This window comes from Bartonella sp. OC16QHHD, from assembly GCF_042194035.1.
Classification (GTDB): Bacteria; Pseudomonadota; Alphaproteobacteria; order Rhizobiales; family Rhizobiaceae; genus Bartonella.
On record NZ_JBHIMJ010000007.1, the window covers coordinates 20,811 to 45,716 of the forward strand.

Here is a 24,906-nt window from a genome sequence, read left to right on the forward strand (position 1 = left end):
AGAATTATCCTATTTTTATGGGGGCTTAGAAGATTTTTATCAATCTAATTTTAAGAATCTTTCAAAATATACGATGAGATTTTGATTGTTTAAAATGTATTGATTTCATTCATGTCGGTAAGGTTGCATAGGCGTCGCCAAGACCATGAAGGTCAACAAAACCTCCAATCCCTTGTTCAGGAGTTGTAAAGATAAAATAGGTTGCCATTTTTCCTTTTAAAAAGAGCTGCAATATGTCTTCTTTAAGAAAGGCTTCAGCAACACAATTATCACCAAGACAACGACGATATTCCATTCTGCCCATATTTTTATCGTCAATTTTAATTCCAACGCCAGGACGTAATTCAACGCGAATCGGAACAAAAACACGCATCAAGGCACCTTGCTTTTGAGGAAGTTTATAAAATGTAACACGCAAGGTAATATCTTGACGCCCTTGTGTGTGAACGTTTTGTACAACTTCACACTGCATGTTAGGTGTACCTGGTGGTAGAGAACACACTTTTGTCCATGCACCATAGGTTTGTGGAGCAGGGACATCTTGTGCATAGGGTGTTTGTGCAAATGCATGACTGATAAAACTACTATAAAGTGTGTAAAGAACAGCACCAATAAAAAAAGTTTTTTTGAGTAATTTATAAAGTATCACAGAAAATCCTATCCGACTCAACACCCACAACCATGCATAGATTTACATAAAAAAATGAACTCCCCATAAAAAACTATAACACAAAATCAGTATTTACCCAAATATATTAATTCATATGATATATTTTTATGATACATTTGTAATGTGGAGAGAACGTTGATTGAAAAAATGTATTTTTATTGCCAATATTTCCATTTACTTTTAGGGGATACGTGCGAAAGAGATATTTCATATTTTCTCAAAAATACGATTGGTCTTAATTGGTCATTTCCATACGCTAGATAATATTTGTCAGATAATATTGGGTTTGTGAATGACAGAAATGGAAAAGGGCTTTGAGTGGAATGTCAGTTTCAGAAGAGTTATCTGTTGTGAATGGTAAATCAACGCCACCAAAATCCGGTATTGGTGATTACATCACATTATTAAAGCCACGTGTTATGTCTCTTGTGGTTTTTACGGCTCTGGTTGGTTTGCTTGTATCGCCTGTTCCTATCAATCCGTTGTATGGTTTTTTAGCAATTTTATGTATTGCTGTTGGCGGTGGTGGTGCGGGAGCATTGAATATGTGGTATGATGCTGACATTGATGCTGTGATGGAACGGACTAAAAAGCGTCCTATTCCCATGGGTAAAATCAGCTCCCAAAAGGCATTTATTTTTGGCATGGTTCTTTCTATGCTCTCGGTATTGGTTATGGGGAGCTTCATTAATTGGTTTGCGGCATTTTTTCTTGCGTTTACGATTTTCTTTTATGTCGTTATCTATACAATTTGGTTAAAGCGTATCACACCACAAAATATTGTTATTGGTGGTGCTTCTGGGGCTTTTCCACCAATGATTGGATGGGCCGTGACAACAGGGACAGTGAGTATTGATAGCTTTTTATTATTTTTAATCATTTTTATGTGGACCCCTCCTCACTTTTGGGCTCTTTCTTTATTTTCATCTCTTGATTATGAGGCTGCAGGTATCCCTATGATGCCTAATGTACGAGGTGAGCATTCAACAAAAAAACAGATTTTATTTTATACTGTTTTGATGGCATTATGCGCTGCTGCTCCGTGTTTTACTGGTCTTGGCGGAATTTTTTATGGTATTTTTTCAACAATTTTAAGCATTATCTTTATTTATTTTGCCTATCGTTTATGGAAAGCTGATACACATAATGAAACTATTTTGATGGCCAAAAAAACGTTTTTCTTTTCATTACTTTATTTGGCAGCTATCTTTGGAATTCTTTTGATTGAATCTCTTGTTTGGTATTTTATCGCTCTTTAGTCGCGTAAAATGAAAGAGCAAATTTTAAAAGAGCTTTTCTTCAAGAAAATGCTGTAAGAAAATACGATAGAGTGTGTTCTTATGCAAAAGATGATATTGCGCGTTTTTTACATTGCTTATTCATGTATAATGATAGGTTGTTTGAATATGATAAAGCTATAGAGATTAAGGATGATTTATGTCTGGACTTCCCCCTTTAACGATACGTCTTTGTGGTCCACGTGGATTTTGTGCAGGGGTTGATCGTGCTATCCAGATTGTTCTGCTTGCATTAAAAAAATATGGTGTTCCAGTATATGTTCGTCATGAAATTGTACACAACCGCTACGTGGTTGAGGGATTACAGCAACGGGGTGCTGTTTTTGTCGAAGAACTTAATGAGATTCCAGAAGAACATCGCAATCAACCAGTTGTTTTTTCTGCTCATGGTGTACCAAAATCTGTTTCAGAAGAAGCACGATGCTATAATTTTTTTTATCTCGACGCAACATGTCCTTTGGTCTCGAAAGTTCATAAACAAGCGATACGACATCAACGTCATGGTCGTCATGTTATATTGATTGGTCATGCTGGTCATCCTGAGGTGATAGGGACAATGGGACAGCTTGAAGAAGGGGTTGTGACGCTTATTGAAACGATAGAAGATGCTTTGCATTATCAACCCAATGATCCAGATAAATTAGGATTTGTTACACAAACAACGCTTTCTGTTGAAGATACTGCAGGAATTATCGATATATTACAACAACGTTTTCCTACATTAGCAGCCCCAGCGGCTGAATCAATTTGCTATGCTACAACGAATCGACAAGATGCGGTTAAAGCAGCGGCAAAGGGGAGTGATTTGTTTTTGATTGTTGGAGCACCAAACTCTTCTAATTCACGACGTTTAGTAGAGGTTGCCGAAAAGTCTGGTGCGCGACAAGCTATTTTAGTTCAGCGCGCTGATGAAATTAATTTTGAAAACCTAAAATCTCTTTCTATTGTCAGTCTTTCAGCAGGGGCTTCGGCTCCTGAAATTATTATTGATGAAATTATTTCAGCGTTTCGTGAGCGTTATGATGTCACAATAGAATTAGCTGAAACAGCGGTAGAAACGGAAAAATTTTTAGTGAGTCGCGAATTACGTGACGTCATTTTAACGTCTCAAGATATGGCTTTCGTCAATGGTCAAGCAAATAATGCAAAAAATGAAAATCAGAATACAGACATGTCTACAACGAAAGCAGAATAATGGCCGTTTATACAGATATTCACCCAAATGATTTAAAAGTGTTTTTAACACGTTATGCAATAGGATCACTTTTGTCTTATCAAGGTATAGAAGAGGGGATTGAAAATTCCAATTTTATGTTAGAGACAACACAAGGGCGATTTATTTTAACACTTTATGAAAAGCGTATTTCAAAAGATGATTTACCTTTTTTTTGTCGCTTGATGCAGCATTTAGGACAACGTGGAATTCCTTGTCCTAAACCTGTTATTCAAAATGATGGAATGATGATCTGTGAATTAGCAGGACGTCCTGCTGCTATTATTACTTTTCTGGAAGGAGAGTGGATCCGCCAGCCCAACATAGATCATTGTGGCGAAGTGGGGATGGGGTTAGCACAATTACATTTAGCAGGACAGGATTTTACACTCAGTCGTAAAAATACTCTTTCTGTTATGGATTGGCAGGTATTGTGGCAACGTTGTCAAACCAAAGAAGATGCATTGTTAAAAGAATTTGGACAAAAAATTGAGTTGGAATTGGCTTTTTTACAGGAAAATTGGCCGTTCAATTTACCAATAGGCATTATTCATGCAGATTTATTTAATGATAACGTTTTTTTTGTGAATCATCGTCTTTCTGGGATGATAGATTTCTATTTTGCTTGTAATGACTTTTTTGCTTATGATTTAGCGATCTGTTTAAATGCTTGGTGCTTTGAGCCTGATCATTCCTATAATCTTACCAAAGCACGTAAGTTATTGGAAAATTATCAAAAAATAAGACCATTGATCCCTTTAGAATTGGACAAGATGGTTTTATTAGCTCGTGGTGCGTCTCTACGTTTCTTACTCACACGTCTATATGATTGGTTTAATACACCGCCTAATAGCTTTGTTATTAAGAAAGATCCATGGGAGTATTGGCACAAGCTTTGTTTTTTCAGTAATGTAAATTCGCTAAGTGAATTAGGTTTTTAAATTTTATGGCAACTCAACAAAAAGTCGTTGAAATTTATACAGATGGTGCTTGCTCAGGGAATCCTGGAATTGGAGGGTGGGGGGCAATTTTACGCTGGAATGGTCATGAACGGGAGCTTTATGGCGGTAAGGTCCATACGACAAACAATCAAATGGAACTCATGGCGGCAATTTGTGCATTAAAGGTGCTTAAAGAGCCCTGTTTGGTCGATCTTTATACAGACTCAGTTTATGTACGTAACGGTATATCTAAGTGGATTGAAGATTGGAAAAAGAATAATTGGCGCACCGCATCAAAAAATCCTGTTAAAAATATGGAGCTATGGCAAGCTCTTGAGGATGCTAGTTCTTGTCATACAGTTAGATGGCACTGGGTAAAAGGGCATGCGGGACATCCAGAAAATGAACGCGCAGATGCCCTTGCTCGCAAAGCAATTACTCAATATCGTGAAAATGGACGTTTTCCAGCATAATTGCTGTTTGAGAGCTTTTTCTTTTATCACGGAGACGCAAGAGGGGTTGGCTGCGTATGGAATATGAATGTTCCACTTAAGGCGTGATCTTTAAAAGAAACTGTATAAAAAATTTTTTGGTTTATTTCTTCTGGTGCGAAATAGAGTGGAGCATTAAAGAGTGTATATTCTGCGTTATCACTGACTTTTCTTGCTGCTCCAATTTGCATTTCTCCTCCATCTAAAAAGAGAGAGGAAGGAGTGGTTTTGTTATTATTTTGTATTTTTATAAGAAGGGTACTGTTATTTTTTTCGGCACTTATTTTTAGTGCATTCTGCGCCATGCGTGGCAAAGAATCTTGCGCCTTTTTTAAGAAGGAAGCAGGAAGCTGTTTATTTTTAAGAGCAGATGGCGAAAAATCAAAGTTAACAGTAAATGGAAGACAGATTTTGTGACATAATCCAAGAGTGAAAGCACCACTTAAATTTTTGCTTGAACTAGAAAGATTGAAGGGCAATATTACTTTATCTTTATAACCTAATGACCAATCATTTTCTGTTTCAAAAAGCTGTGGAGTAGGATAAAAGATTTCATAAGAAATCTGTTGGTTGAAATTAAAAAATGGTGCCATGCCAGAATTACCTGGATTACGCCAGTAAGTTTTCCATCCTGGTTTAAGCTCAATTTCAATAATGCCTTCTCTTATTCCAGAAAGAGAAGGTTCAGTGATCGCTAATCGGATACGACCACCATCTGATTCATACCAAGATGTTGCGAAAAGCTGGAGTTTTTGTTCTGTTTGAGCATTTACAGGAATGTTAAGTAATTCTAAAACTATGAATGTTAAGCTTAAAGTAACTAAAAGCTTTTTATAAAAGAAAGTTGCGATATTTTGTAAATTTGTAAATATATAACTTTTTTTCATTGGAGTTTTATTTTCCTAGTGTGCTAAATGAACAAACTTTTATCATGTAAATTATGGAGAATAACAGATTAATGAAGCGGTGTAATGGCTTTTTAGGTGGACAATTACTCATAGCAATGCCTGGGATGAATGACAAACGCTTTATTCGTTCTGTTATTTATATTTGTGCGCATTCTGATGCCGGTGCGATGGGCATCATTCTCAATCAATTGCATCATATTGATTTTCCAGAGCTTTTGCTTCACTTAGGAATCATAGACAGTGGCCAAAAAAAAAGTCTTTCTGAACCAATAAAACAGTTTCCAGTTCGCTATGGTGGTCCTGTTGATACTTCGCGTGGTTTTGTTCTTCATTCAGATGATTATGCTTGTGAAGAAACTGTTTTTATTGCAGATAAGATCTGTTTTACTGCGACAATTGATATATTAAAAGCGATCAGTTGCGAACAAGGTCCGCAACATGCACTGGTCGCATTAGGCTATGCTGGATGGAAAGCGGGGCAACTTGAGGCAGAAATTTCTACAAATGGGTGGCTAATCAGTTCTACATCACCTAGTTTTCTTTTTGAAAGCGATTTAAGCTGCAAATATGATAAAAGTTTAACACGCATGGGTATCGATCCAACTTATCTTGCTTCTGAAATGGGACACGCGTAGAGTTTTTTCTAAGCTTTTTAACTTTACACGTTATTTTATCCCTTATGTTTTTATTTTATAAGGGAAATGGCTCTGAACGAGCGTAATTAATTCTTCTATGGCAATCGGTTTTGTCACAAGTGTACTTTGAACATATTTACAGCCTTCTTGACGGAGGAAGATTGCTTCTTTTTCATTTTCAACACCTTCTGCGATAATTTGCAAATTAAGATCTGTTGCCATATTAATGATAGACTTTAGAACAATTTTCTTCTTAAGAGAGTCGATTGAGATAAGTGAACGATCAAGTTTAACCATATCAAATGGATAACGTACGAGATAGGTCAGAGACGAATAACCTGTTCCAAAATTATCGAGTGCGAGATTCATTCCAAGTGTTTTAATTTGTTCAAGAAAGTGCGCTGATTGTTCAGGATTATTTCTTAAGACAAATTCAGATATTTCAATCATCAGACGCCCTTTGTGGAGCGGATGGCGAAGCAAAGCGGCACGCAATTGACTGATAAAACGAGGATGAATCATTTCTGCGCTTGGTAAATTAATTGAAATAAAGAAAGATTGTTGGGAAAACTTTTCTTGTACATTTATAAGATCAATAATGGCATTATCGATGATAAATTGTGACAAATCCATAACAATTTGTTCATTTTCTACGATTTTTATGAAATCAGAGACATTTAAATTTCCATAAGTGGGATGATGCCATTCTACAATTGTTTCAAAACCAATAATATGTCCGTCTGATAAATTAAGAATAGGATGGTAGAGGATTTTCATCTCATTACGTTTTATGGCATAACGAACATCTTTCTCCAGAGTATTATGTTCGAGACCCAAAGTGCGAAAATTAGGACGAAAAGGTTCAATATGGTTCCCACCCATTTGTTTTGCGCGAATCATCGCTAACTCACTATCATTAAAAATATCTTTAGCCGTCGATCGGCTTTCACTCCATGTAACCAATCCGATAGAGGTTGAAAGGATTATTTTATTTTCTGAAAGTGAAATAGGTGCTGAAATTGTTTTGTGCAAATGATCTGCAAATGCTGCAATTTTTTGTGGTTCGGTTTCACTGAGTAAAATAATTGCAAAGCGGTCTGCTGAAAGACGCGATAAGGTGTCTTGAAAGTTAATAAGACGATTTAAACGACGTGCGATTATAAGCAGTACAGTATCCCCAACTGCTATGCCTAATTTGCGATTAATTTGGCGAAAATTGTCAAAATCAATCATAAAGACAGTCGGTCTAATTTTGATATTTGCTTTCGCTAAAGAGGTATAATTTTGTAGTCTATCAAAGAAAATTTGTTGGTTAGGAAGTCCGGTTAAGCTGTCGTGGATTGCATCATGCAATAAGCGTTCTTCGGATTTTTTATGGTTAGTAATATTGACAATGGTTCCAATGACACGTGTGATTTTTCCATCTTTTTGCATAGCCGGACGTGCACGAAGAGAAAACCAATGATAATAACCACCACCGGAAGAAAGCCGAAAAATTTGATCAATGCGCCCTTTTTTATTTTTAAGAATGATATCCAATACGGCTTGAAAGCGTTCACGATCATCATGGTGCAAGGCTGAAATCCAGTTGCGCATAGGTCCATTGAGGTTATGAATTTCAGTACCAAAAAGGGTTGCCATGTTTGGATGTACAACAATACGGTCACGCTCAATATTCCAATCCCAAATAATATTTCCAGCTCCCTTTGCTGCGAGTACTTGTTGTTCAAGGTCGGAAAATATTCCTTCATGGAAAGCGTCATTAGAAAAAGTTTGTTGCAGGACAGTAAAGCTTATGAGAAGAACAATGAGCACTAATCCCCCCGCTAATGCTGGCTGGATAATATCATTGTTTAAATGTCCAGCTATGCAGGCATAGGCTCCAACGCACCAAAAGCTAATGAGCAACCATGTTGGAATAAGCATAATGGCGCGGTCATAGCTTCTGATTGAGAAATAGATGATTAATATTATACCAAGCACAGTGGTAAGGCCAAAAGACAAACGCGCAATTCCAGCTGCTCTGATGGGATCATAAATAGCAAAGGCTCCTAGACTGCAAAACGCAATGGTCCAAGCGATAGCACCGTAACTAAAATGATAATGCCAGCGGTTAAGGCTGAGATAGGTAAAAAGAAAAATGAAGAGTGTAGCAGTAAGTGCTACTTCTGTACCAGCACGCCAGATTGGTTGGGTTGTGAGTGTAACTGCAAAGAATTTATTTAAAAAGTTGAAGTCAATACCAATATAAAAAAGCACTGCCCAAGCAACTGCCGCTGTTGCAGGAAACAGCCCTGTTCCACGGACGACGAAGAGAACAGTTAACAAAAGCGCTAAGAGACCTGATATCCCAAGAAGAATACCATGATAAAGCGTATAAGAATTAATTGCATCTTTATAAGCTTCAGGTTGCCATAAATAGATTTGCGGTAGATTTGCAGAGTTAAGTTCGGCCACAAATGTAATAACAGCACCAGGGTTAAGGGTAATACGAAAGATATCAGAGTTTGCACTAAGTTGACGATCGAGGGAAAAACCTTCGCTTGGCGTTATGGATTGAATCCTTGATGATCCAAGGTCTGGCCAAAAAAATCCAGAACGTGCCATGCGGTAATGGGGGGCAACGATGAGACGATCAACTTGTTCATCTGTTGGATTTGCAAGAGAAAAAACTGCCCAATTTCCGGAAAATTTTTCATTTTTTGCCTGCACTTCAATACGCCATACAATACCATCTGGTCCTGGTGCTGTACTTGTTTGAAAAATAGAGTTGTTTGTATGGTGAATTTCAATTGCTTTTGAGAGATCAAGAGCAGCATCTTGAGAAGAAATTTTAACTGGTTCAATTGCTTGTGCTGATGTAAGATGGACAAAAGAACTAACGACTACAATGAAAATGATGTCAATTATTTTACGCAAACTCTTCACAATGTCCCACTCTCAATATTTTAGGATGTTTAATTTTCATTTCGATTTTTGAGAAAAAACGTCCACCTTTTATAATTTATTTACATAATAAATTGTTATCACTTTTTCTTAAGTTATGTGATTTTATATACAAATAGACCACACACCCATTTGCTTCAATGGAACCTGAAGCGAATGAAGTTTTATATTTTAAAAGGGCAAAGTTAAACCATGAATTTCCAGATTTCACGGATATACCTTCACTTATTAGAATCTTTATCACATGAAGTATGAATTGGGTAGTTTTGTACGCTTCTTTGCCCAATATTTCCAAAACTTATTTAATGAGAAGAGCTTTTGTGGTAAATTTTACGATAAAATATGTGTATGTTATTGTGATGCTGTGTTGAAAAGAAGTTTTTTACTTTAGCTTGGATGAAAGAGTTGACGTTAAATCATCAAAATTTATGAGGGATCCTACAGGTCCGACAGCAGTTAGTGTTGGAGTGGAGTTTGTAAAAAGACGATGTGCTAAATCAGTTAATCTTTTAGGAGTGATGAGATTGAGGCGTTCAATTGTTTCCGATATTGGAATTGGTCGACCATAAAGGAGTATTTGGCGAGCAATGAGATGTGCTTGACTAGAGGGATTTTCCTGTGACATTGTCAGATTTGCACGATATTGCGTTTGTGCTCGTTGCAGTTCGTTGGCTTGAATATTTTTGCTGACCTTGGAAAGTTCATCAAGAATCACAGGAATAAGTTCTTTGAGTCCTTCTTGTCCGGTAGCTGCGTGAACACCAAAAAGCCCAGTATCTGAAAATCCCCAATGAAAAGCATAAATAGAATAGCATAATCCACGTTTCTCTCTTACCTCTTGAAAAAGACGTGAAGACATACCACCACCAAGAATGATTGAAAGAATTTGGGCCGCATAAAAATCACGCGCGTGATAAGCACGCCCTTCAAACCCTAGAACAACTTGTGTATCCATTAAATCGCGATATTCACGAAAGTCGCCACCGACATAATTTGCAAGATTAGTAAGAGGTGCGGTTGAATGGGAGCGAAAAGTACCAAGACGACTTTCAACTTCTCGCAAGAAACTTTCGTGCTTTACAGCTCCTGCAGCAACGACAATCATACGATCTGCACTATATTGTTTATTGATGAAATCATGGAGATCAGTAGATGTAAATGATTGAATAGTTTTAGCTGTTCCTAAAATAGAGCGTCCAAGGGATTGATGACGAAAGGCTGTTTCTGTAAAGTGATCAAAAACAATATCATCAGGAGTGTCATGGGCAGCACCAATTTCCTGAAAGATTACTTGTTTTTCTCGTTCTAGTTCATTGTCGTCAAATTTTGAATGCATTAAAATATCGGCTAAAATGTCTATAGCAAGTGGGATATCGCTTTTAAGTACACGTGCAAAGTAAGCTGTTGTTTCAATACTGGTTGTGGCATTGATTTCACCGCCAACATCTTCAATATCGGTTGCAATTTGAAAAGCAGTGCGGTTTTCGGTTCCTTTAAAAGCCATATGCTCAAGAAGATGAGCAATACCATGCTGTGTGGAGGTTTCATTGCGTGAGCCCACTTTAACCCATATTCCGAGGGCAACACTATCAATTTGTTGCATTGTATGTGTGGCGATAGTCAAACCATTACTAAGGCGACATATATCTACATCCATGTATTTACAACTCCATTAAATAAGCTAAATACCTCATTGTAAGGGTATTAGAATATTCTTGATTTAAATTAATGCAGCTAACTTTAATAAGATGCACGCGATTTTAAAGAGATATAATCTTTTACTATTTTTTCATCATTAGCAAGACTTATAAAGTGTTCTTCGCGTTTCATTACATCATTGAGATGAGATGGCCATGGGGCATGAAGGCCACAAGCACTTTTAATAGTATCAGGAAATTTAGCTGGATGAGCTGTGGCAAGGACGATCATTGGAATATGCGGTTTTTTGTTTTCACGCGCTACTTGAAGAGCGACAGCTGTATGTGGATCAACAAGATAGCCACTTTCCTTATAGACACTATCAATTGTTTGAGCTGTTGCAGCCATGTCACTTTTCCCAGCGGAAAATAGGGAACGAATATTTTTGAGTTGCTTTTCATTAAGAGTAAAACGTCGTGATTGTTTCAAGTTTTCCATTGCATTGCGAATCCAGATTGGATCACGATTGCCACTTTCAAAGAGCAAACGTTCAAAATTAGAAGAGACCTGAATATCCATAGAAGGTGATGTTGTATGAACTATTGGTTGTGTTTTGTAAGTACCACTTGCCAATGTACGTGCAAGGATGTCATTATCATTCGTTGCGATGACCAGTTGAGCAATGGGTAATCCCATACGGGCTGCGACATAACCTGCAAAAATATCACCAAAATTTCCAGTAGGAACAGTAAATGAAACAGCTCTATCAGGAGCTCCTAAGGAAAGTGCAGATGAAAAATAGTAAACAATTTGCGCCATGATACGCGCCCAATTTATAGAATTAACACCTGAAAGCGCTCTTTTTTTACGAAAATTGTGGTCATTAAACATTGCTTTGACAAGAGCTTGGCAATCATCAAAATTTCCTTCAATGGCAATGGCATGAACATTTGAACATTGATTGGTTGTCATTTGTCGTTGTTGAACAGGTGATACACGTCCTTTAGGAAATAAAATAAAAATATCTGAGTGTTCTTTTCCAGCAAAAGCTTGTATCGCAGCCCCTCCTGTATCACCTGATGTTGCAGCAATAATCGTTGCACATCTATTTTTTTCAGTCAAAACATAATCCATCAGTCGAGAAAGAAACTGCATTGCGACATCTTTAAAAGCTAAAGTAGGACCATGAAAGAGTTCAAGGATAAATTCATCTGCTCCAGTTTGTCGTAACGGACAGATTGCTGGATGGTGAAAGGTTGCATAAGATTCAGCGATCATATTTTCAAAAGCTGTATATTCGATTTCGTTATTCACAAAGGGCCACAGAATAGTTTTAGCAATTGTTGTATAGGACTGACCACGAAGTGCTCGTAACGCATCAAATGATAGCTGAGGAAATTTATCTGGCAGATAAAGTCCCCCATCATGAGCCAGCCCAGTCATGATCGTTTCCGTAAAGCCTAGAACAGGGGCTTCACCTCTTGTGCTTATATATTTCATAAGTCTTATCCTTTTTTTATTTCTGGAAAATTGGTGAAGTTATTTATTTCACGTTTTTCATAATATTTAAATTATTAAATGGATAGTTTTTAAACTCAATAATGAAAGGAAATAGTCTTAAGCATTTTTATTTTTGAGATATAAACGTCAAATGTTCACAGAAAATCTGTTACAGTCGAAAATTTTCTCTCTATTATTCATTCACTTAAATTTTACAATGTATTTTCACTTGTGCACCTTCTTAAATAATAAAACCAAATAGATAGAATGGTATTTATTGAAGATTTTTTTTGTAAAAATCAACCATTCATAGTTATTTTATGCTCTTATACTTTGTAATAATTAAATCTGCTAAAATGAATATTGAAATGATACAGCACAAAATTTACACTGAAAGATTTATAAGGTAATTTTATGGCATTTCGTACGCAAATCTATAATTTGAATAATCGTTGTTTAGCTTAATTTATTATTTTGTACTAAGAGATATTATATTTATCCCACGCGGTATTATTAGTAATGAACAAAGCCTCTATAGAAAGCACAACAAAATCCTGCCCCAATTATTTGAAGCAGGATGTAATTTAAACATTGCTTTAAATTATTTTGGAATTATCTGGTTAGACCTACTATTATCCCGATTATTCCGCCGAATAAGGACATAAAAGCGCCAGAGAGTAAACCAAAAATAAAAGATCCCGTCATGGTAAAAGTTCCTATTGTAATGGGTTCGAAAAACACATTCTCAATTTTTCCTTCAATGGGAGCTTCATTTCCCACTCCATAATTTAAATTTTGTACATAGAGAGTATCCATACGCATTGCTTCTTTTTTCCCTTGTTTCATTACAAAAAGAGAAATATCTTTTTTTTGTGGGGTGTTGCTCAAATGACTTGCATTAACATTCACAACTTGTACAAGAGAAAAAGCAATCACTATAAAAATATTTAACACGTAATTTTTAAACACTTTTGTCATAATTTCACCTCAAATCCTTTCTGACTTCAGCGTGGATAATTTAACGAATCAGCGGAGCTGGTGAACACACTAAGGAGATATAAGTGCGTGCAGCTCTTTTTTCTGTGGTGAGGGTTATTGTTTTTGTTCAATAACAATGAACAAGTGTGGATATACTTGAGAAATTAGAAAATTTTGTTTTTATAAGTTTCAATTTAAATACAGAGTTATCTATGTCTTTTTATATGATTTATTATCGCCGCTATGATAAAGCCCACTAGGGGTGCTAAATATCCTATTAAAAATGACAAACCGAAATCTCCTATTATGACCGGCTGAGCTATTTTCTCAACTCTTCCTTCAACAGTAGTCCCATTTTTTGCTCCGTAGCTTAAATTGGGAACGTAGAGAGATGCGATATGGGTTACTTTCTCTTTTACCTGACTGATTACAAAAGCATCTTCTCGTTGTAAGTTATTGCTCAAGTGATTTGCATTAACATTTACAACTTGTGAAAGAAAAAAAGCAATCGCCATAAAAATATTTAACATATAATTTTTAAACACTTTAATCATAATTTCACCTCAAATATTTTATAATATAAATATATATGCGTAAATTTACACTTTGGATATTTTTATGTAATCCATTTATATTTTATAGCAATAGAAACTTTATTATGTAATTATTTACAATAAACCAGAGACACATAATGAATACGTTGCTCTAGAGTTCCAGACGAGGTTGAATCATTTGAACATCAACATTATGTCCTTTATCCAACTTATTATCGATCCTATAAGGTTTATTACATATCCAGCAGACAATATTCCTATTCCGATAGTTATAGGCTCAACGACCTTTTCAATTTTCCCTTCACCTGTTGTTCCATTTTCTGTTTGATAACTTACAGATGGAACATAGAAAGCAGTCTTAGAAACTACATTGGATTTCGCATACTTTACTTGTTCCATTGGTAAGACAGAAAGTTCCTCTTTTGGAATATCGTTTTTCAAACAGTTTGCATTAACATTTACAGTTTGTGAAATAAAAAAAGCATTCGCTATAAAAATGCTTAAGATATAATTTTTAAATATTTTCACCATAATGTTACCTCAAATATTTTTAATTTATATATGTAATAAAATATACATAATGTTTATATATCTCACACTATATATTTCAATATGTATTATTAGTCAATAATAAAAATACATATAAAAAATATAAATATATTTTTTATAAACATTATTGTAAAAATGTAACAGTAATAATCACAAAAATATTTTTTAAAATTTTATGAAATATTTCGTTATGTGTTATATATAAATAACATGTGGTGATCGCATAATTTTTATAAAATGATATTAATATTATTTTTTTAATACATTTATAGATAATAAAAAATATGAAAATTATGATGTATTTATAAAAATTAATATTAATAATTCAAATATAAATGGACGCGATAAATTTTTATTATTTACAATAGTTGTTATATATAATAAAAATATACAGTTCACTCATAGTATAAAGTAGAGCTCGAATTGGATAGAGATAAATGATATTATCTTTTTCTCGCCAATGTGAACAGCATATTAATGTGATGTAAAGCAGTGTATAGAAGAATATCAATTCAGAGACATTTATGAGTGCTGAAAGATCGGCATTAGATAATATTTTTCAACATTTTCTTCTTTCCAAACCGAAAAGTCACTTTCCTTTTTAGAAAGGATGTCTTTCCTAAAGTTGGATTACTTTTGAAAAGATCTGATTTCATTACTTATTTAAAAAATCTATACAAGTGCTTTCAGAAAATTTTGAGCAACTACAGGTATCTCTTTACGTTGTTCTATGTTTCATATTTATGTGCTTTTTTAAGAAATCCTTCTCAAGGTACTCAAGCCTATTTTGCAATTATAGATATGATGATAAAGCCCCATAATATAAAATTCTTAGGGCATCAGAATCTTTGATGTTTATAAAGAAGAAAGATGGCATCGCCATACACTTTGCTCGCTTCTAATGTTGCTACAATTTTTGCCTTTTGAGATGATTCATTAAAAGGCATTTTTATTTCTTTATTTATTTAATTCAGCATATCCAGGTTTGAAATGAGAGAATCTTACAATATTCGGTTTTTTTGCTTAATTTGAATAATGATAAATTATGATTATAAATCAATATATTGTCTGTAAATTACTTGGTATGAAATGTTTTTTATAAAATGCACATCTTCATAAGAGTGTATTCTTTTTGTTTTTTGTAATCTTAGGGAGGTTGTACCAATTGATGCTGTTAAAATACTATTTAAGCAGCAAAGTAAATAAGCCTTCAACAAGTTTATGAGATTTGGATTGAGTAAATATAAGCCTTTGTAACTCAACAAGGACGCATTTGTCATTTTCAATAAAGTCTTGTGTTCCATAGATTCCGCGAATTTTAATATTTTTTCCATGATCAATATGCACATCCCTTACAATTTTACCATAGTGTGTGTTTTTTTGATCAGATGAAAGAGGTTAGCAATTTTCACATCTTATCGAGCAAGGCATCGTAATATTTCTTTTTTGACAAATATAATAATTTATCAGGATGAGCTGCTGTGGTTGGGAGTGGGATATTGGATTTGAGATAGATAAGCAGGGTTTAATTTTTATGAGTTTGCACCCCTGTTTTTTGCTTTTTTTTAAGTACGTGCAATGGTTAACAGACTTATGATCTCAATGAGGTGCTATATTTTTCCTTCACATTGAGATGCAATTCACCCGTGTCGTGAATTGCGCATTTATTGAAGTTATTATAAAAGGAGCAGCGAGAAGAGCAGGACATTTGAATAAAAATGCTTCTTACAAGAGTTTACAAATTGATATATTCAAGAGATTTTTTATAATAGATCTCGCCATACTGCCATTGCTTCTAAGACTTCTCCTAAATGAGCATGTTTTGCAATAACTGTTTCTGCACCAGCTTCTGCAAGTGCATTAGAGTGGCCAAGATAGCTATGTGATCCTCCCGTAAAGCCGATGACACGCATGCCTGCTGCTATGGCTGCGTGTACACCATGAAGTGAATCTTCTATAACGATAGTGTTTTGGGGCTCTGCCTGTAATTGTTGTGCGGCAAAAAGGAAAACATCAGGGGCCGGTTTCGTTCTTTTTGTTCCAACTTCAGGTGCTGAAAATATTTTACCTTCAAAAAGGTCATAGAGATCAACCGTGGTGAGCATCTCTTTTATATCTACGCTTTTTGCATTAGAGCAGATACAGTAGGGATAGCGTGTTTGGATAATTTCTACAGCTTCTCTTACATCATCAATAGCCCGTAATTTAGTTTTTATTTGTGTACGAAAAATATTAGTCATTTGATCTATGAGATGAGCAGAAATAGGTTTTTCTGTTTCCTGTTCAACGTGTTTAAGAATATCGCGAAAGATAAGCCCTGAAAAACGCTCACTCAATTCTTCGGGTGATATTTCATATCCTGTTTGTTTGAGCAATTGAGATCCAATTTTTGCTGCAAGATATTCAGAGTCGACGAGAACTCCGTCACAATCAAAAATAATAAGATCTATCTGAGGCATAAGATATTCCTTTACATGTTACGAGATGGACAACTTTCATGAAAACGATATTGAGAGGATCTTATTTCATAAAAATACGCTTTGAAAATGATTTTTAATTCTTTTACGAAATAAAAGATATGGGAACAGTACATTGAAAAAAAGAAAAATAAGGTTTCATTCATATGAAAGTTTTTTTACTTAAAAAAACAAAAACAATTATCAATTTTGTAGAACTTTAACGATACGTTTACGCTATTTTGTAAATATGGATTGGTAATGCGGGCCTATAAACTATTTTGGTTGATTATAGGGCAAATTCAGTTAATTTTGTTGGGTTTTTCATGACAGTTATTCAGCTTCAAAAAGATTTTCTTCGTACTCCCTCACAGATGCCATGGCGCAATAAAATTTTTAAAGGAGATTGTGTTTCCGTTCTAGAAAAACTTCCAAAACATTCCGTTGATATGATTTTTGCGGATCCACCCTATAATTTGCAATTGGACGGAGCTTTATATCGTCCAGATCATTCGCTTGTTGATGCGGTTGATGATGAATGGGATCAGTTTGAGAGTTTTGCTGCTTATGATGCTTTTACCCGTGCATGGTTGCTTGCTTGTCGTCGTGTATTAAAACCCAACGGAACACTTTGGGTTATCGGATCTTACCATAATATTTTTCGAGTTGGGACGGCATTACAAGATTTAGGTTTTTGGATGCTTAATGATATTATTTGGCGCAAAAATAATCCGATGCCTAATTTTCGAGGGCGCCGTTTTCAAAATGCTCATGAGACGCTTATTTGGGCCGTGCGAGATCAAAAAGATAAAAAGTACACATTTAATTATGATGCCTTAAAAGCGGCAAATGAAGATCTACAAATGCGTTCAGATTGGCTTTTCCCTCTCTGCACTGGAGCTGAACGTTTAAAGGATGATTCAGGGCGTAAATTACATCCAACACAAAAACCGCAAGCGTTATTAGCGCGTATTATTATGGCTTCTAGTAAACCTGGTGATGTTATTCTCGATCCATTTTTTGGTTCGGGAACAACAGGTGCTGTTGCCAAGCTTTTAGGGCGTGATTTTGTTGGAATTGAACGCGAGCAAGATTACATCGATGCAGCATGTGAGAGAATTGCGGCGGTTCAACCTTTAGCGCAACCAGAACTAGCGATTTTGGATAGAAAAAAAGCAGAACCGCGCGTAGCATTCAACAGTTTGCTTGAAGCAGGTTTACTCTATCCTGGAGAAGTTCTGTATGATCGTAAGAAGCAAGTATCTGCTATTGTAAGAGCTGATGGTACGATTATGCATGGTGGTGAAGCGGGCTCAATTCACGCAATGGGAAGAAAGGCTCAAGATTCGCAGAGTTGTAATGGTTGGACCTTTTGGTATTATGAGGAAAATGGACGGTTGAAGTCCATAGATCATTTAAGAATGATCATACGTTCACAAATGTTAAAAACGGGTGTTTTATGAATTAAGCTGATCGCTTCATTCTATTGACCACCAATGTACCTGATCTTGATTGAGATGGACGTGAGGGTGTTTTAGCCTTTCTTAGATGTTTTTTATTGACACACTAATCTCGCTTGTAAGCGACAAGCGAGTATTTTTATGCTTCTTTTAGAAGAAATTAAAATGAGAAATTTTCACTCTATGTTCTGATTTTAGTTCCAAAACAGTAAAGTTTCAATATAAGCTTATAAAAATGAAATATCAGAATTAAAAGGTTCATTCAGAAGTTCAAAATTAAGTGCTTTTTTGAATACGTACATCTGTAAAGTGCATATAATATATTGATTATAAAGATAATTTAGCGCAACTCATATTGAAATGCCCTCGGAATATCGTCAAGTTTTCTTATTTCAAATTTGTTCCATATTGAATCAATGAAAATTACTTTCTTGCTTGTCATAAACGGGGTTGGCGTGTGAATAAAAATTGTTAACGAAAGAACTAAAAGTACCTCTTATAATCCGTTTCACGTACCAAGGGATGTTGAGGGGGCTGGTAAATATAACGATGATGCTAACTTGCTCCGTCATAAGCGAAAAAAGGATAGATCCTGAAATTTAAATCTAAAGCTTCTAAGCGTTTCTATCCCTCCTTAATTTTTGTCTGTAGAAAAAATTGGTTATTTCATTTTTTAAAATTTTTCTTTTACAGATTAATAAATGATCGCTAGAGATACAAAAGTCTCCATTAGAAAACATTTTTATGAATAGGGAAGGTTATTTAAATCTGAAAGAATTGGGAAGTGCTACGGAAATGGCTTTTTTCATAACAGTAGGTAATGCTTCTTCGGCAAGATGTTGAATGTTACACCACCAACCATTTTCACAATTCATTTCATGAACATCTTCGGTATAGTAAACATCGAGTTTTAGAGAAAAGTGAGTAAAAACATGCGTAATTTGTCCTTTGAATTGCCAATTGGCAGTAAAGGGTGCGTTTTGGAGCCCATTTTCGTTGTTTATGCCAATATTGTTAGGAATTTGGGTCATTCCACCAAGGAGCTTTTGCGTCTGTCGTTTTTCCAAATAAATTTGTTTCTTTTTATTAAGGACCACAAAAGCAATACCTGTTTTTGAAGGGCGTTCTTTTTTAGGGGCTTTAACTGGAAAAGACTCCGGTTGTTGCATCTTTTCTGCTTTGCATAAACATTGAAGAGGGCAGGTATAACAAGATGGTTTGCGTGGAGTACAAATTGTTGCTCCCAAATCCATCATTGCTTGAGCAAAGTCACCAGGACGATTTAAAGCAGTAATTTTTTGTGTTTTTTCTTTAATTTCAACTTTTGCTTTTTGCAATATTGAAGTGATAGCAAAAAGTCGCGCTACCACACGTTCGACATTACCATCAACCACTGCTACAGGGTGGTTAAAAGCAATCGCAGCAATGGCTGCGGCAGTATAATCTCCAATACCGGCTAGAGTTCGCAATTCTTTTACAGATTGTGGAAATTGTCCCGCGTAGTTTTCAACAAGCTGTCGCGCACATTTTTTAAGATTACGTGCGCGTGAATAATAACCAAGTCCAGCCCATGCTTTCATGATATCATCTTGGGAGGCTTTTGCTAAAGAGGAAAGATCCGGCCATAGTTTTAGAAACTTTTTAAAATAAGGCTTAACTGTTTCAACGGTTGTTTGTTGAAGCATGATTTCAGAAAGCCAAACTTGATAAGGATCAGGACGGATACCTTGTTTTTGCTTTTCAGGGGTAATCCGCCATGGAAGATGTCTGTGATTTTGATCGTACCAAGCAAGGAGGTGCGAAGAAATTTCATACATGATTGCTTTCAAGCATAGGGAGATATAAAATGCAAAAGAAAAAATTATTTATTTTGTAATTCATGTTTTTTGCTCTTTTATTGTCAAGGCTCTGGTGAGAAAAGGCTTTTTATTTTGTTGATATTTCATAAATTGAGGAGGCAAAAATTTTTAGATGAAACAAATGATTTTAATTTAGTAAGCGCTTGAACAATGATCTAAAAATGAGAAAACAACTTAAAAAACGTATCTTTTATTCTCTTTCTGAGGCGGTATACAAAATACTTGATCCAGTTTTACGCAAACGGACAGGGCTTAATGTAGCGCTTATAGAACACTGGCCACAGATTGCGGGCTATGATATCAGTGAACATACAATGCCGCTTAAAATTATTTGGAAACGTCGTGCAGATCAAGATGAAGTTTTTCAGCCAGCAACACTTGTTGTCGCATGTGAAGGATTTGCTGCGTTAAAATTGATGCATGAAACAGAGGAATTACTTCATAGAATTAACGGATTTTTTGGCTATATTGCTATTGATCGCATCAAGATTGAGCAAAGGAGTATGTCGGTTTTTATGAATCACTTGCCTCTAAAACCGCCTTTGAGTGAACAAGACAAAAAATGCGTGGAAAAAATGCTTGAAGGAATTGAAGATAAAAGTTTGCACCAAGCACTTTATCAACTTGGCTGTTGCATTTTTTTGGAAAAAAATAATAAATAGAAAGATATTTTATATATTTTTCTTTAATATATAAGAAAGCATTGGATTCCTATTCGTTAATAACAACAGAAAAGTATTATTTATGGTAAAATATCGTTCTTTTTTATCTTTCGGGATAATTTTTCTCTTCATAACGATTGTACAAAACAGTGTAACAGTTGCTTTAGCGCGTGATCCCAAATCAGTGGCAACTGTTGATATGGCAGAGCTTCTCCAATCGGGTAAAGTAAAGGATCGCTTTGAGGGAGAGGCGGATGCACCAGTCGTCATTGTTGAGTATGCTTCGTTGACATGTACCCATTGTGCGCATTTTTATAATGATATACTTCCCCAAATTCGTAAAAAATATATCAAAACAGGAAAAGTAAAACTTATTTTCCGAGAATATGCTTTTGATCCTCGGGCAACAGCAGGTTTTATGTTGGCACGGTGTGCACCGGAAGATCGCTATTTTCCTTTGATAGAAGTTTTATTTCAAAAACAAAATGAATGGGCTTTCGGAAAAAATGCTCTAACACCATTGAAGAAAATTGGCTTAATGGCTGGTTTTACAGATGAAAGTTTTACTGCGTGTTTGAAAAATCAGTCCATTTTAGATGAAGTAAATGCATCTTTTGAACGCGGTGAAGAGCTTGGTGTCACAGCAACACCTACTTTCTTTATTAATGGTAGTAAATATGAAGGTGCCATGAAAGTAGAAGAATTTTTTTCGGTGATTGATAGTTTTCTAAAAAACTGAATCTTAATCTTCCAGAAGATGGATAGTGATTTTTGGTCATTATCTCTTTTGGAAGGATTAATATTATGCATTTATGAAGCGATATCGTTGAGCCAATTTTGAATCAAATCATTGCTTTTAAGTGAGCCTGGGTTGAATGATGTTTTGAAGCTGATATGGGAGGATTTGTACAGTGAAAAAATGGGTTTATAGTTTTGGAGATGGAAAGGCAGAAGGAAGTGCAAGTGAGCGTAACCTTCTCGGAGGTAAAGGGGCTAATTTGGCAGAAATGAGTAATCTTGGTTTGCCCGTACCACCCGGATTTACGTTGACAACAGAAGTTTGTAATTTTTATTATGCCCATGACAAATCATATCCAGAAGAGCTACAGGAATCTGTTAAGCAAGCACTAAGATACGTTGCTGAACAAACAGGACGTGAATTTGGGAATGAACAAAGACCACTTTTGCTGTCTGTTCGTTCAGGGGCTAGGGCTTCTATGCCAGGGATGATGGATACAGTGCTGAACCTTGGCATGAATGATAAAACTGTAAAAGCAATTGCTTTACAAGCCAATAATGAACGTTTTGCTTATGATAGTTATCGGCGTTTTATCCAAATGTATTCTAACGTTGTTTTGGGGCTAGACCATTCGTATTTTGAAGAGATTCTTGATGAAGTAAAAGCATGCAATGGTTACACTATTGATACAGAAATGACAGCAGATGATTGGAAGAATGTTATTATTTCTTATAAAGCCTATGTTGAAGAAAAATTAGGAACCCCTTTTCCACAAGATCCTGAACAACAGTTATGGGGGGCGATTGGAGCCGTTTTTTCAAGTTGGATGACAGCACGTGCAGTTACTTATCGCCGTTTACATAGCATTCCTGAAAGTTGGGGAACGGCAGTTAATGTGCAAGCTATGGTTTTTGGTAACATGGGAGAAGATTCGGCAACGGGCGTTGCTTTTACACGCAATCCATCGACAGGGAAAAAAGAACTTTATGGTGAGTTTTTAGTTAATGCGCAAGGGGAAGATGTTGTGGCGGGCATTCGAACGCCTCAAAATATTACAGAAAATGCGCGTATTGTTGCTGGTTCAAATAGACCGTCGTTAGAAAAAATTATGCCTGAGGCTTTTTTGAAATTATGTCAGATTGCGCAGAATCTTGAGCAGCATTATCGGGATATGCAAGATCTCGAATTTACCATTGAAAAAGGTAAATTATGGATGCTTCAGACTCGTTCAGGAAAACGCACGGCTCGTGCGGCTCTCAAGATGGCAATTGAAATGGTTGAGGAGGGGTTAATAAACCGTGAAGAGGCTGTGATACGTATTGATGCAAAGTCGCTTGACCAACTTTTGCATCCAACACTTGATCCCAAAGCAGAACGTTTTGTTATAGGACGTGGTTTACCTGCTTCTCCTGGAGCCGCAACTGGTGAAATTGTTTTTACTTCAGAAGAGGCAGAAACTGTGTCGGCGGAAGGTCGCAAAGTTATTTTGGTCCGGGTAGAAACAAGCCCAGAAGATATTCATGGTATGCATGCTGCAGAAGGAATTTTAACAACGCGTGGCGGTATGACAAGTCACGCTGCTGTTGTTGCGCGGGGGATGGGAAAACCATGTATTTCTGGTGCTGGCAGTGTGCGGATTGATTATAACACAAATACGTTGTTTGCCTCAGGAGAAAGCCTAAAAAAAGGTGATGTTATCACAATTGATGGTGGAAGTGGAGAAATTTTCAAAGGGAAAGTTGCAATGTTGCAGCCTCAGCTTTGCGGAGACTTTGCAAAATTAATGGAATGGGCTGATGGGATGCGACGTATAAGAGTTCGCGCTAATGCTGATACACCATCTGATGCCCGTATGGGACGCTCTTTTGGGGCTGAAGGTATAGGTCTTTGCCGTACGGAGCATATGTTTTTTTCTGATGAACGTATCGTTGCCATGCGTGAAATGATTTTAAGTCATGATGAAAGTGGTCGTCGTAAAGCACTAGATAAGCTTTTGCCAATGCAGCGTTCAGATTTTAGTGAATTATTTGAAATTATGTGTGGTTTACCTGTTACTATCCGCTTGCTAGATCCACCATTACATGAATTTTTGCCTAAAACGAAAGCAGAAATTCTTGATGTTGCAACAGCTATGGGGGTTTCTGCTGAAGTGCTTGCTGAACGCACTCAGCAGTTGCACGAATTTAATCCTATGCTTGGATTACGAGGATGCCGTTTAGCTATTACTTATCCTGAAATTGCAGAAATGCAAGCGCGGGCGATTTTTGAAGCAGCAGCAGAAGCTGCCCAAAAATCTGGATCTCCTGTTATGCTTGAAATTATGGTGCCACTGGTTGCGCTTAAATCTGAACTCGATTTTGTGAAAGCGCGTATTGATCAGGTTGCTGAGGAAGTGATGAAAGAAAAGGGAAGCACTATTCAATATATGGTTGGGACGATGATTGAACTTCCAAGAGCGGCGCTTCGAGCAGATGAAATTGCTGAAACTGCTGAATTTTTTTCATTTGGAACAAACGATTTGACACAAACTACTTTTGGGATTTCCCGTGATGATGCAGCTCCTTTTTTGGCAACCTATTTTCAAAAAGGTCTTTTAGAGCAAGATCCTTTTGTGTCTATTGACCGTGATGGAGTAGGGGAACTTATTACCATTGCTGCACAGCGTGGACGCTCAAAGCGTGCAAAAATAAAATTGGGAATTTGCGGTGAACATGGAGGCGATCCTGCCTCTATTGCTTTATGCGAAGAAAATAACCTAGATTATGTTTCGTGTTCTCCTTTTCGAGTGCCAATTGCTCGTTTAGCAGCAGCTCAGGCCGCAATAGCAAAAAGGATGTAATGGGTTAATATTTTTTGTTGTATCGTTATTACTGAAATAAATTTTTATATATTCTTTTATTTTCTTTAATAAAGGGAATAAAAATGCTTCTAAAATGCACGATAAGTTGTGTTACGCGAGAAAGTGTTTTTTTTAGAGGTTTATGAGAGAAAATATAAAGCAGGATAGACAAAGATGTATTATTAATACTACTTTCTATTGGCGAACCTCTTGATAGAGAGAAACGTGTTATTGTGCAGTCAATTTATGCGTTTGCTTTTTTATAGGGGAATGAGCTCCTCACGCAAAATAGAATGCTCCAAACAAATGCATTTTTTTTGCACATCATGCTGTTTGAGATAGACATTTCTCAGTGGATGCTCCATTTCACATTGATATTCGTGGAATGGGGATTATGTAAAACTCCCCGTAAGTTTATAAAAATCTTCCCAAAATTTATAAACTCCATTATGCACTCCCATCTTTACATTTATAAAGGAATATCAAAGTTACACAATCTATTGATTTATAAAGATAATTTTTTATTTCTCATATTGAATGAAAGCTGTAAATATCATAAGATCTTCTTAT

At 36.0% G+C, this 24,906-nt stretch carries 19 protein-coding genes; 9 read left to right on the forward strand and 10 right to left on the reverse strand.

Features of this window, described 5'->3' with window-relative positions; all coding sequences use genetic code 11:
• Positions 1–109: 109 nt before the first annotated feature.
• Positions 110–649 carry an invasion associated locus B family protein gene (locus tag ACFIK1_RS01095; RefSeq protein ID WP_375611128.1) on the reverse strand — a complete coding sequence of 180 codons (540 nt, stop codon included), beginning with the start codon at positions 647–649 and terminating at the stop codon, positions 110–112.
• 344 nt (positions 650–993) lie between these two features.
• On the opposite strand from ACFIK1_RS01095, the gene cyoE reads away from it, so the two are divergent.
• The 4 genes from cyoE (at position 994) to rnhA (ending at position 4,595) form a co-directional block, all read left to right on the forward strand.
• Positions 994–1,929, forward strand: coding sequence for a heme o synthase (gene cyoE, locus ACFIK1_RS01100; protein WP_375661879.1), 936 nt, complete (start codon positions 994–996; stop codon positions 1,927–1,929).
• Between the two features lie 178 nt (positions 1,930–2,107).
• Positions 2,108–3,163, forward strand: a complete 1,056-nt coding sequence (ispH, locus tag ACFIK1_RS01105) for a 4-hydroxy-3-methylbut-2-enyl diphosphate reductase (RefSeq protein WP_375661880.1) — start codon at positions 2,108–2,110, stop codon at positions 3,161–3,163.
• Positions 3,163–4,122: a homoserine kinase gene (locus ACFIK1_RS01110; RefSeq protein ID WP_375634231.1), complete on the forward strand. Its 960-nt coding sequence runs from the start codon at positions 3,163–3,165 to the stop codon at positions 4,120–4,122. The genes ispH and ACFIK1_RS01110 overlap by 1 nt, the downstream gene beginning before the upstream one ends.
• Before the next feature lie 5 nt (positions 4,123–4,127).
• Positions 4,128–4,595, forward strand: coding sequence for a ribonuclease HI (rnhA, locus tag ACFIK1_RS01115; protein ID WP_375634233.1), 468 nt, complete (start codon positions 4,128–4,130; stop codon positions 4,593–4,595).
• Positions 4,596–4,621: 26 nt separating this feature from the next.
• Here rnhA and ACFIK1_RS01120 read toward each other — a convergent pair whose 3' ends face one another.
• Positions 4,622–5,500, reverse strand: coding sequence for a protein-disulfide reductase DsbD domain-containing protein (locus ACFIK1_RS01120; protein WP_375661881.1), 879 nt, complete (start codon positions 5,498–5,500; stop codon positions 4,622–4,624).
• Between the two features lie 71 nt (positions 5,501–5,571).
• On the opposite strand from ACFIK1_RS01120, the gene ACFIK1_RS01125 reads away from it, so the two are divergent.
• Positions 5,572–6,156, forward strand: a complete 585-nt coding sequence (locus ACFIK1_RS01125) for a YqgE/AlgH family protein (protein ID WP_375618404.1) — start codon at positions 5,572–5,574, stop codon at positions 6,154–6,156.
• 42 nt (positions 6,157–6,198) lie between these two features.
• On the opposite strand, the gene ACFIK1_RS01130 is transcribed toward ACFIK1_RS01125, so the two are convergent.
• The 7 genes from ACFIK1_RS01130 to ACFIK1_RS01160 form a co-directional block, all read right to left on the reverse strand.
• Positions 6,199–9,084 (reverse strand): EAL domain-containing protein, encoded by a 2,886-nt coding sequence (locus ACFIK1_RS01130; protein WP_375661882.1) that lies wholly within the window; start codon positions 9,082–9,084, stop codon positions 6,199–6,201.
• 400 nt (positions 9,085–9,484) lie between these two features.
• Complete coding sequence (locus ACFIK1_RS01135) at positions 9,485–10,759, reverse strand: M16 family metallopeptidase (protein WP_375661883.1); 1,275 nt, start codon at positions 10,757–10,759, stop codon at positions 9,485–9,487.
• A gap of 83 nt (positions 10,760–10,842) precedes the next feature.
• Complete coding sequence (gene thrC / locus ACFIK1_RS01140; RefSeq protein WP_375650418.1) at positions 10,843–12,240, reverse strand: threonine synthase; 1,398 nt, start codon at positions 12,238–12,240, stop codon at positions 10,843–10,845.
• A 612-nt stretch (positions 12,241–12,852) separates the two neighbouring features.
• Positions 12,853–13,218, reverse strand: a complete 366-nt coding sequence (locus ACFIK1_RS01145) for a hypothetical protein (protein ID WP_375661884.1) — start codon at positions 13,216–13,218, stop codon at positions 12,853–12,855.
• A gap of 206 nt (positions 13,219–13,424) precedes the next feature.
• Entirely contained in the window at positions 13,425–13,772 is a 348-nt protein-coding gene (locus tag ACFIK1_RS01150) for a hypothetical protein (RefSeq protein ID WP_375661885.1), read from the reverse strand.
• Between the two features lie 174 nt (positions 13,773–13,946).
• Positions 13,947–14,303 (reverse strand): hypothetical protein, encoded by a 357-nt coding sequence (locus ACFIK1_RS01155; protein ID WP_375661886.1) that lies wholly within the window; start codon positions 14,301–14,303, stop codon positions 13,947–13,949.
• A 1,781-nt stretch (positions 14,304–16,084) separates the two neighbouring features.
• Positions 16,085–16,780 carry an HAD family hydrolase gene (locus ACFIK1_RS01160; protein WP_375661887.1) on the reverse strand — a complete coding sequence of 232 codons (696 nt, stop codon included), beginning with the start codon at positions 16,778–16,780 and terminating at the stop codon, positions 16,085–16,087.
• Between the two features lie 371 nt (positions 16,781–17,151).
• Here ACFIK1_RS01160 and ACFIK1_RS01165 point away from each other — a divergent pair, with 371 nt between their 5' ends.
• Complete coding sequence (locus ACFIK1_RS01165; protein WP_375661898.1) at positions 17,152–18,240, forward strand: site-specific DNA-methyltransferase; 1,089 nt, start codon at positions 17,152–17,154, stop codon at positions 18,238–18,240.
• A gap of 755 nt (positions 18,241–18,995) precedes the next feature.
• Here ACFIK1_RS01165 and mutY read toward each other — a convergent pair.
• Positions 18,996–20,054: an A/G-specific adenine glycosylase gene (gene mutY / locus ACFIK1_RS01170; RefSeq protein WP_375620664.1), complete on the reverse strand. Its 1,059-nt coding sequence runs from the start codon at positions 20,052–20,054 to the stop codon at positions 18,996–18,998.
• Positions 20,055–20,257: 203 nt separating this feature from the next.
• Here mutY and ACFIK1_RS01175 point away from each other — a divergent pair, with 203 nt between their 5' ends.
• The 3 genes from ACFIK1_RS01175 (at position 20,258) to ppdK (ending at position 24,336) form a co-directional block, all read left to right on the forward strand.
• Positions 20,258–20,758: a DUF721 domain-containing protein gene (locus ACFIK1_RS01175; RefSeq protein WP_375638055.1), complete on the forward strand. Its 501-nt coding sequence runs from the start codon at positions 20,258–20,260 to the stop codon at positions 20,756–20,758.
• Positions 20,759–20,840: 82 nt separating this feature from the next.
• The gene (locus tag ACFIK1_RS01180; protein WP_375661888.1) at positions 20,841–21,497 is read left to right on the forward strand and encodes a DsbA family protein; all 657 of its coding nucleotides are present in this window, start codon (positions 20,841–20,843) and stop codon (positions 21,495–21,497) included.
• A gap of 172 nt (positions 21,498–21,669) precedes the next feature.
• Positions 21,670–24,336, forward strand: coding sequence for a pyruvate, phosphate dikinase (gene ppdK / locus ACFIK1_RS01185; RefSeq protein ID WP_375661889.1), 2,667 nt, complete (start codon positions 21,670–21,672; stop codon positions 24,334–24,336).
• The last annotated feature ends 570 nt before the right edge of the window (positions 24,337–24,906 follow it).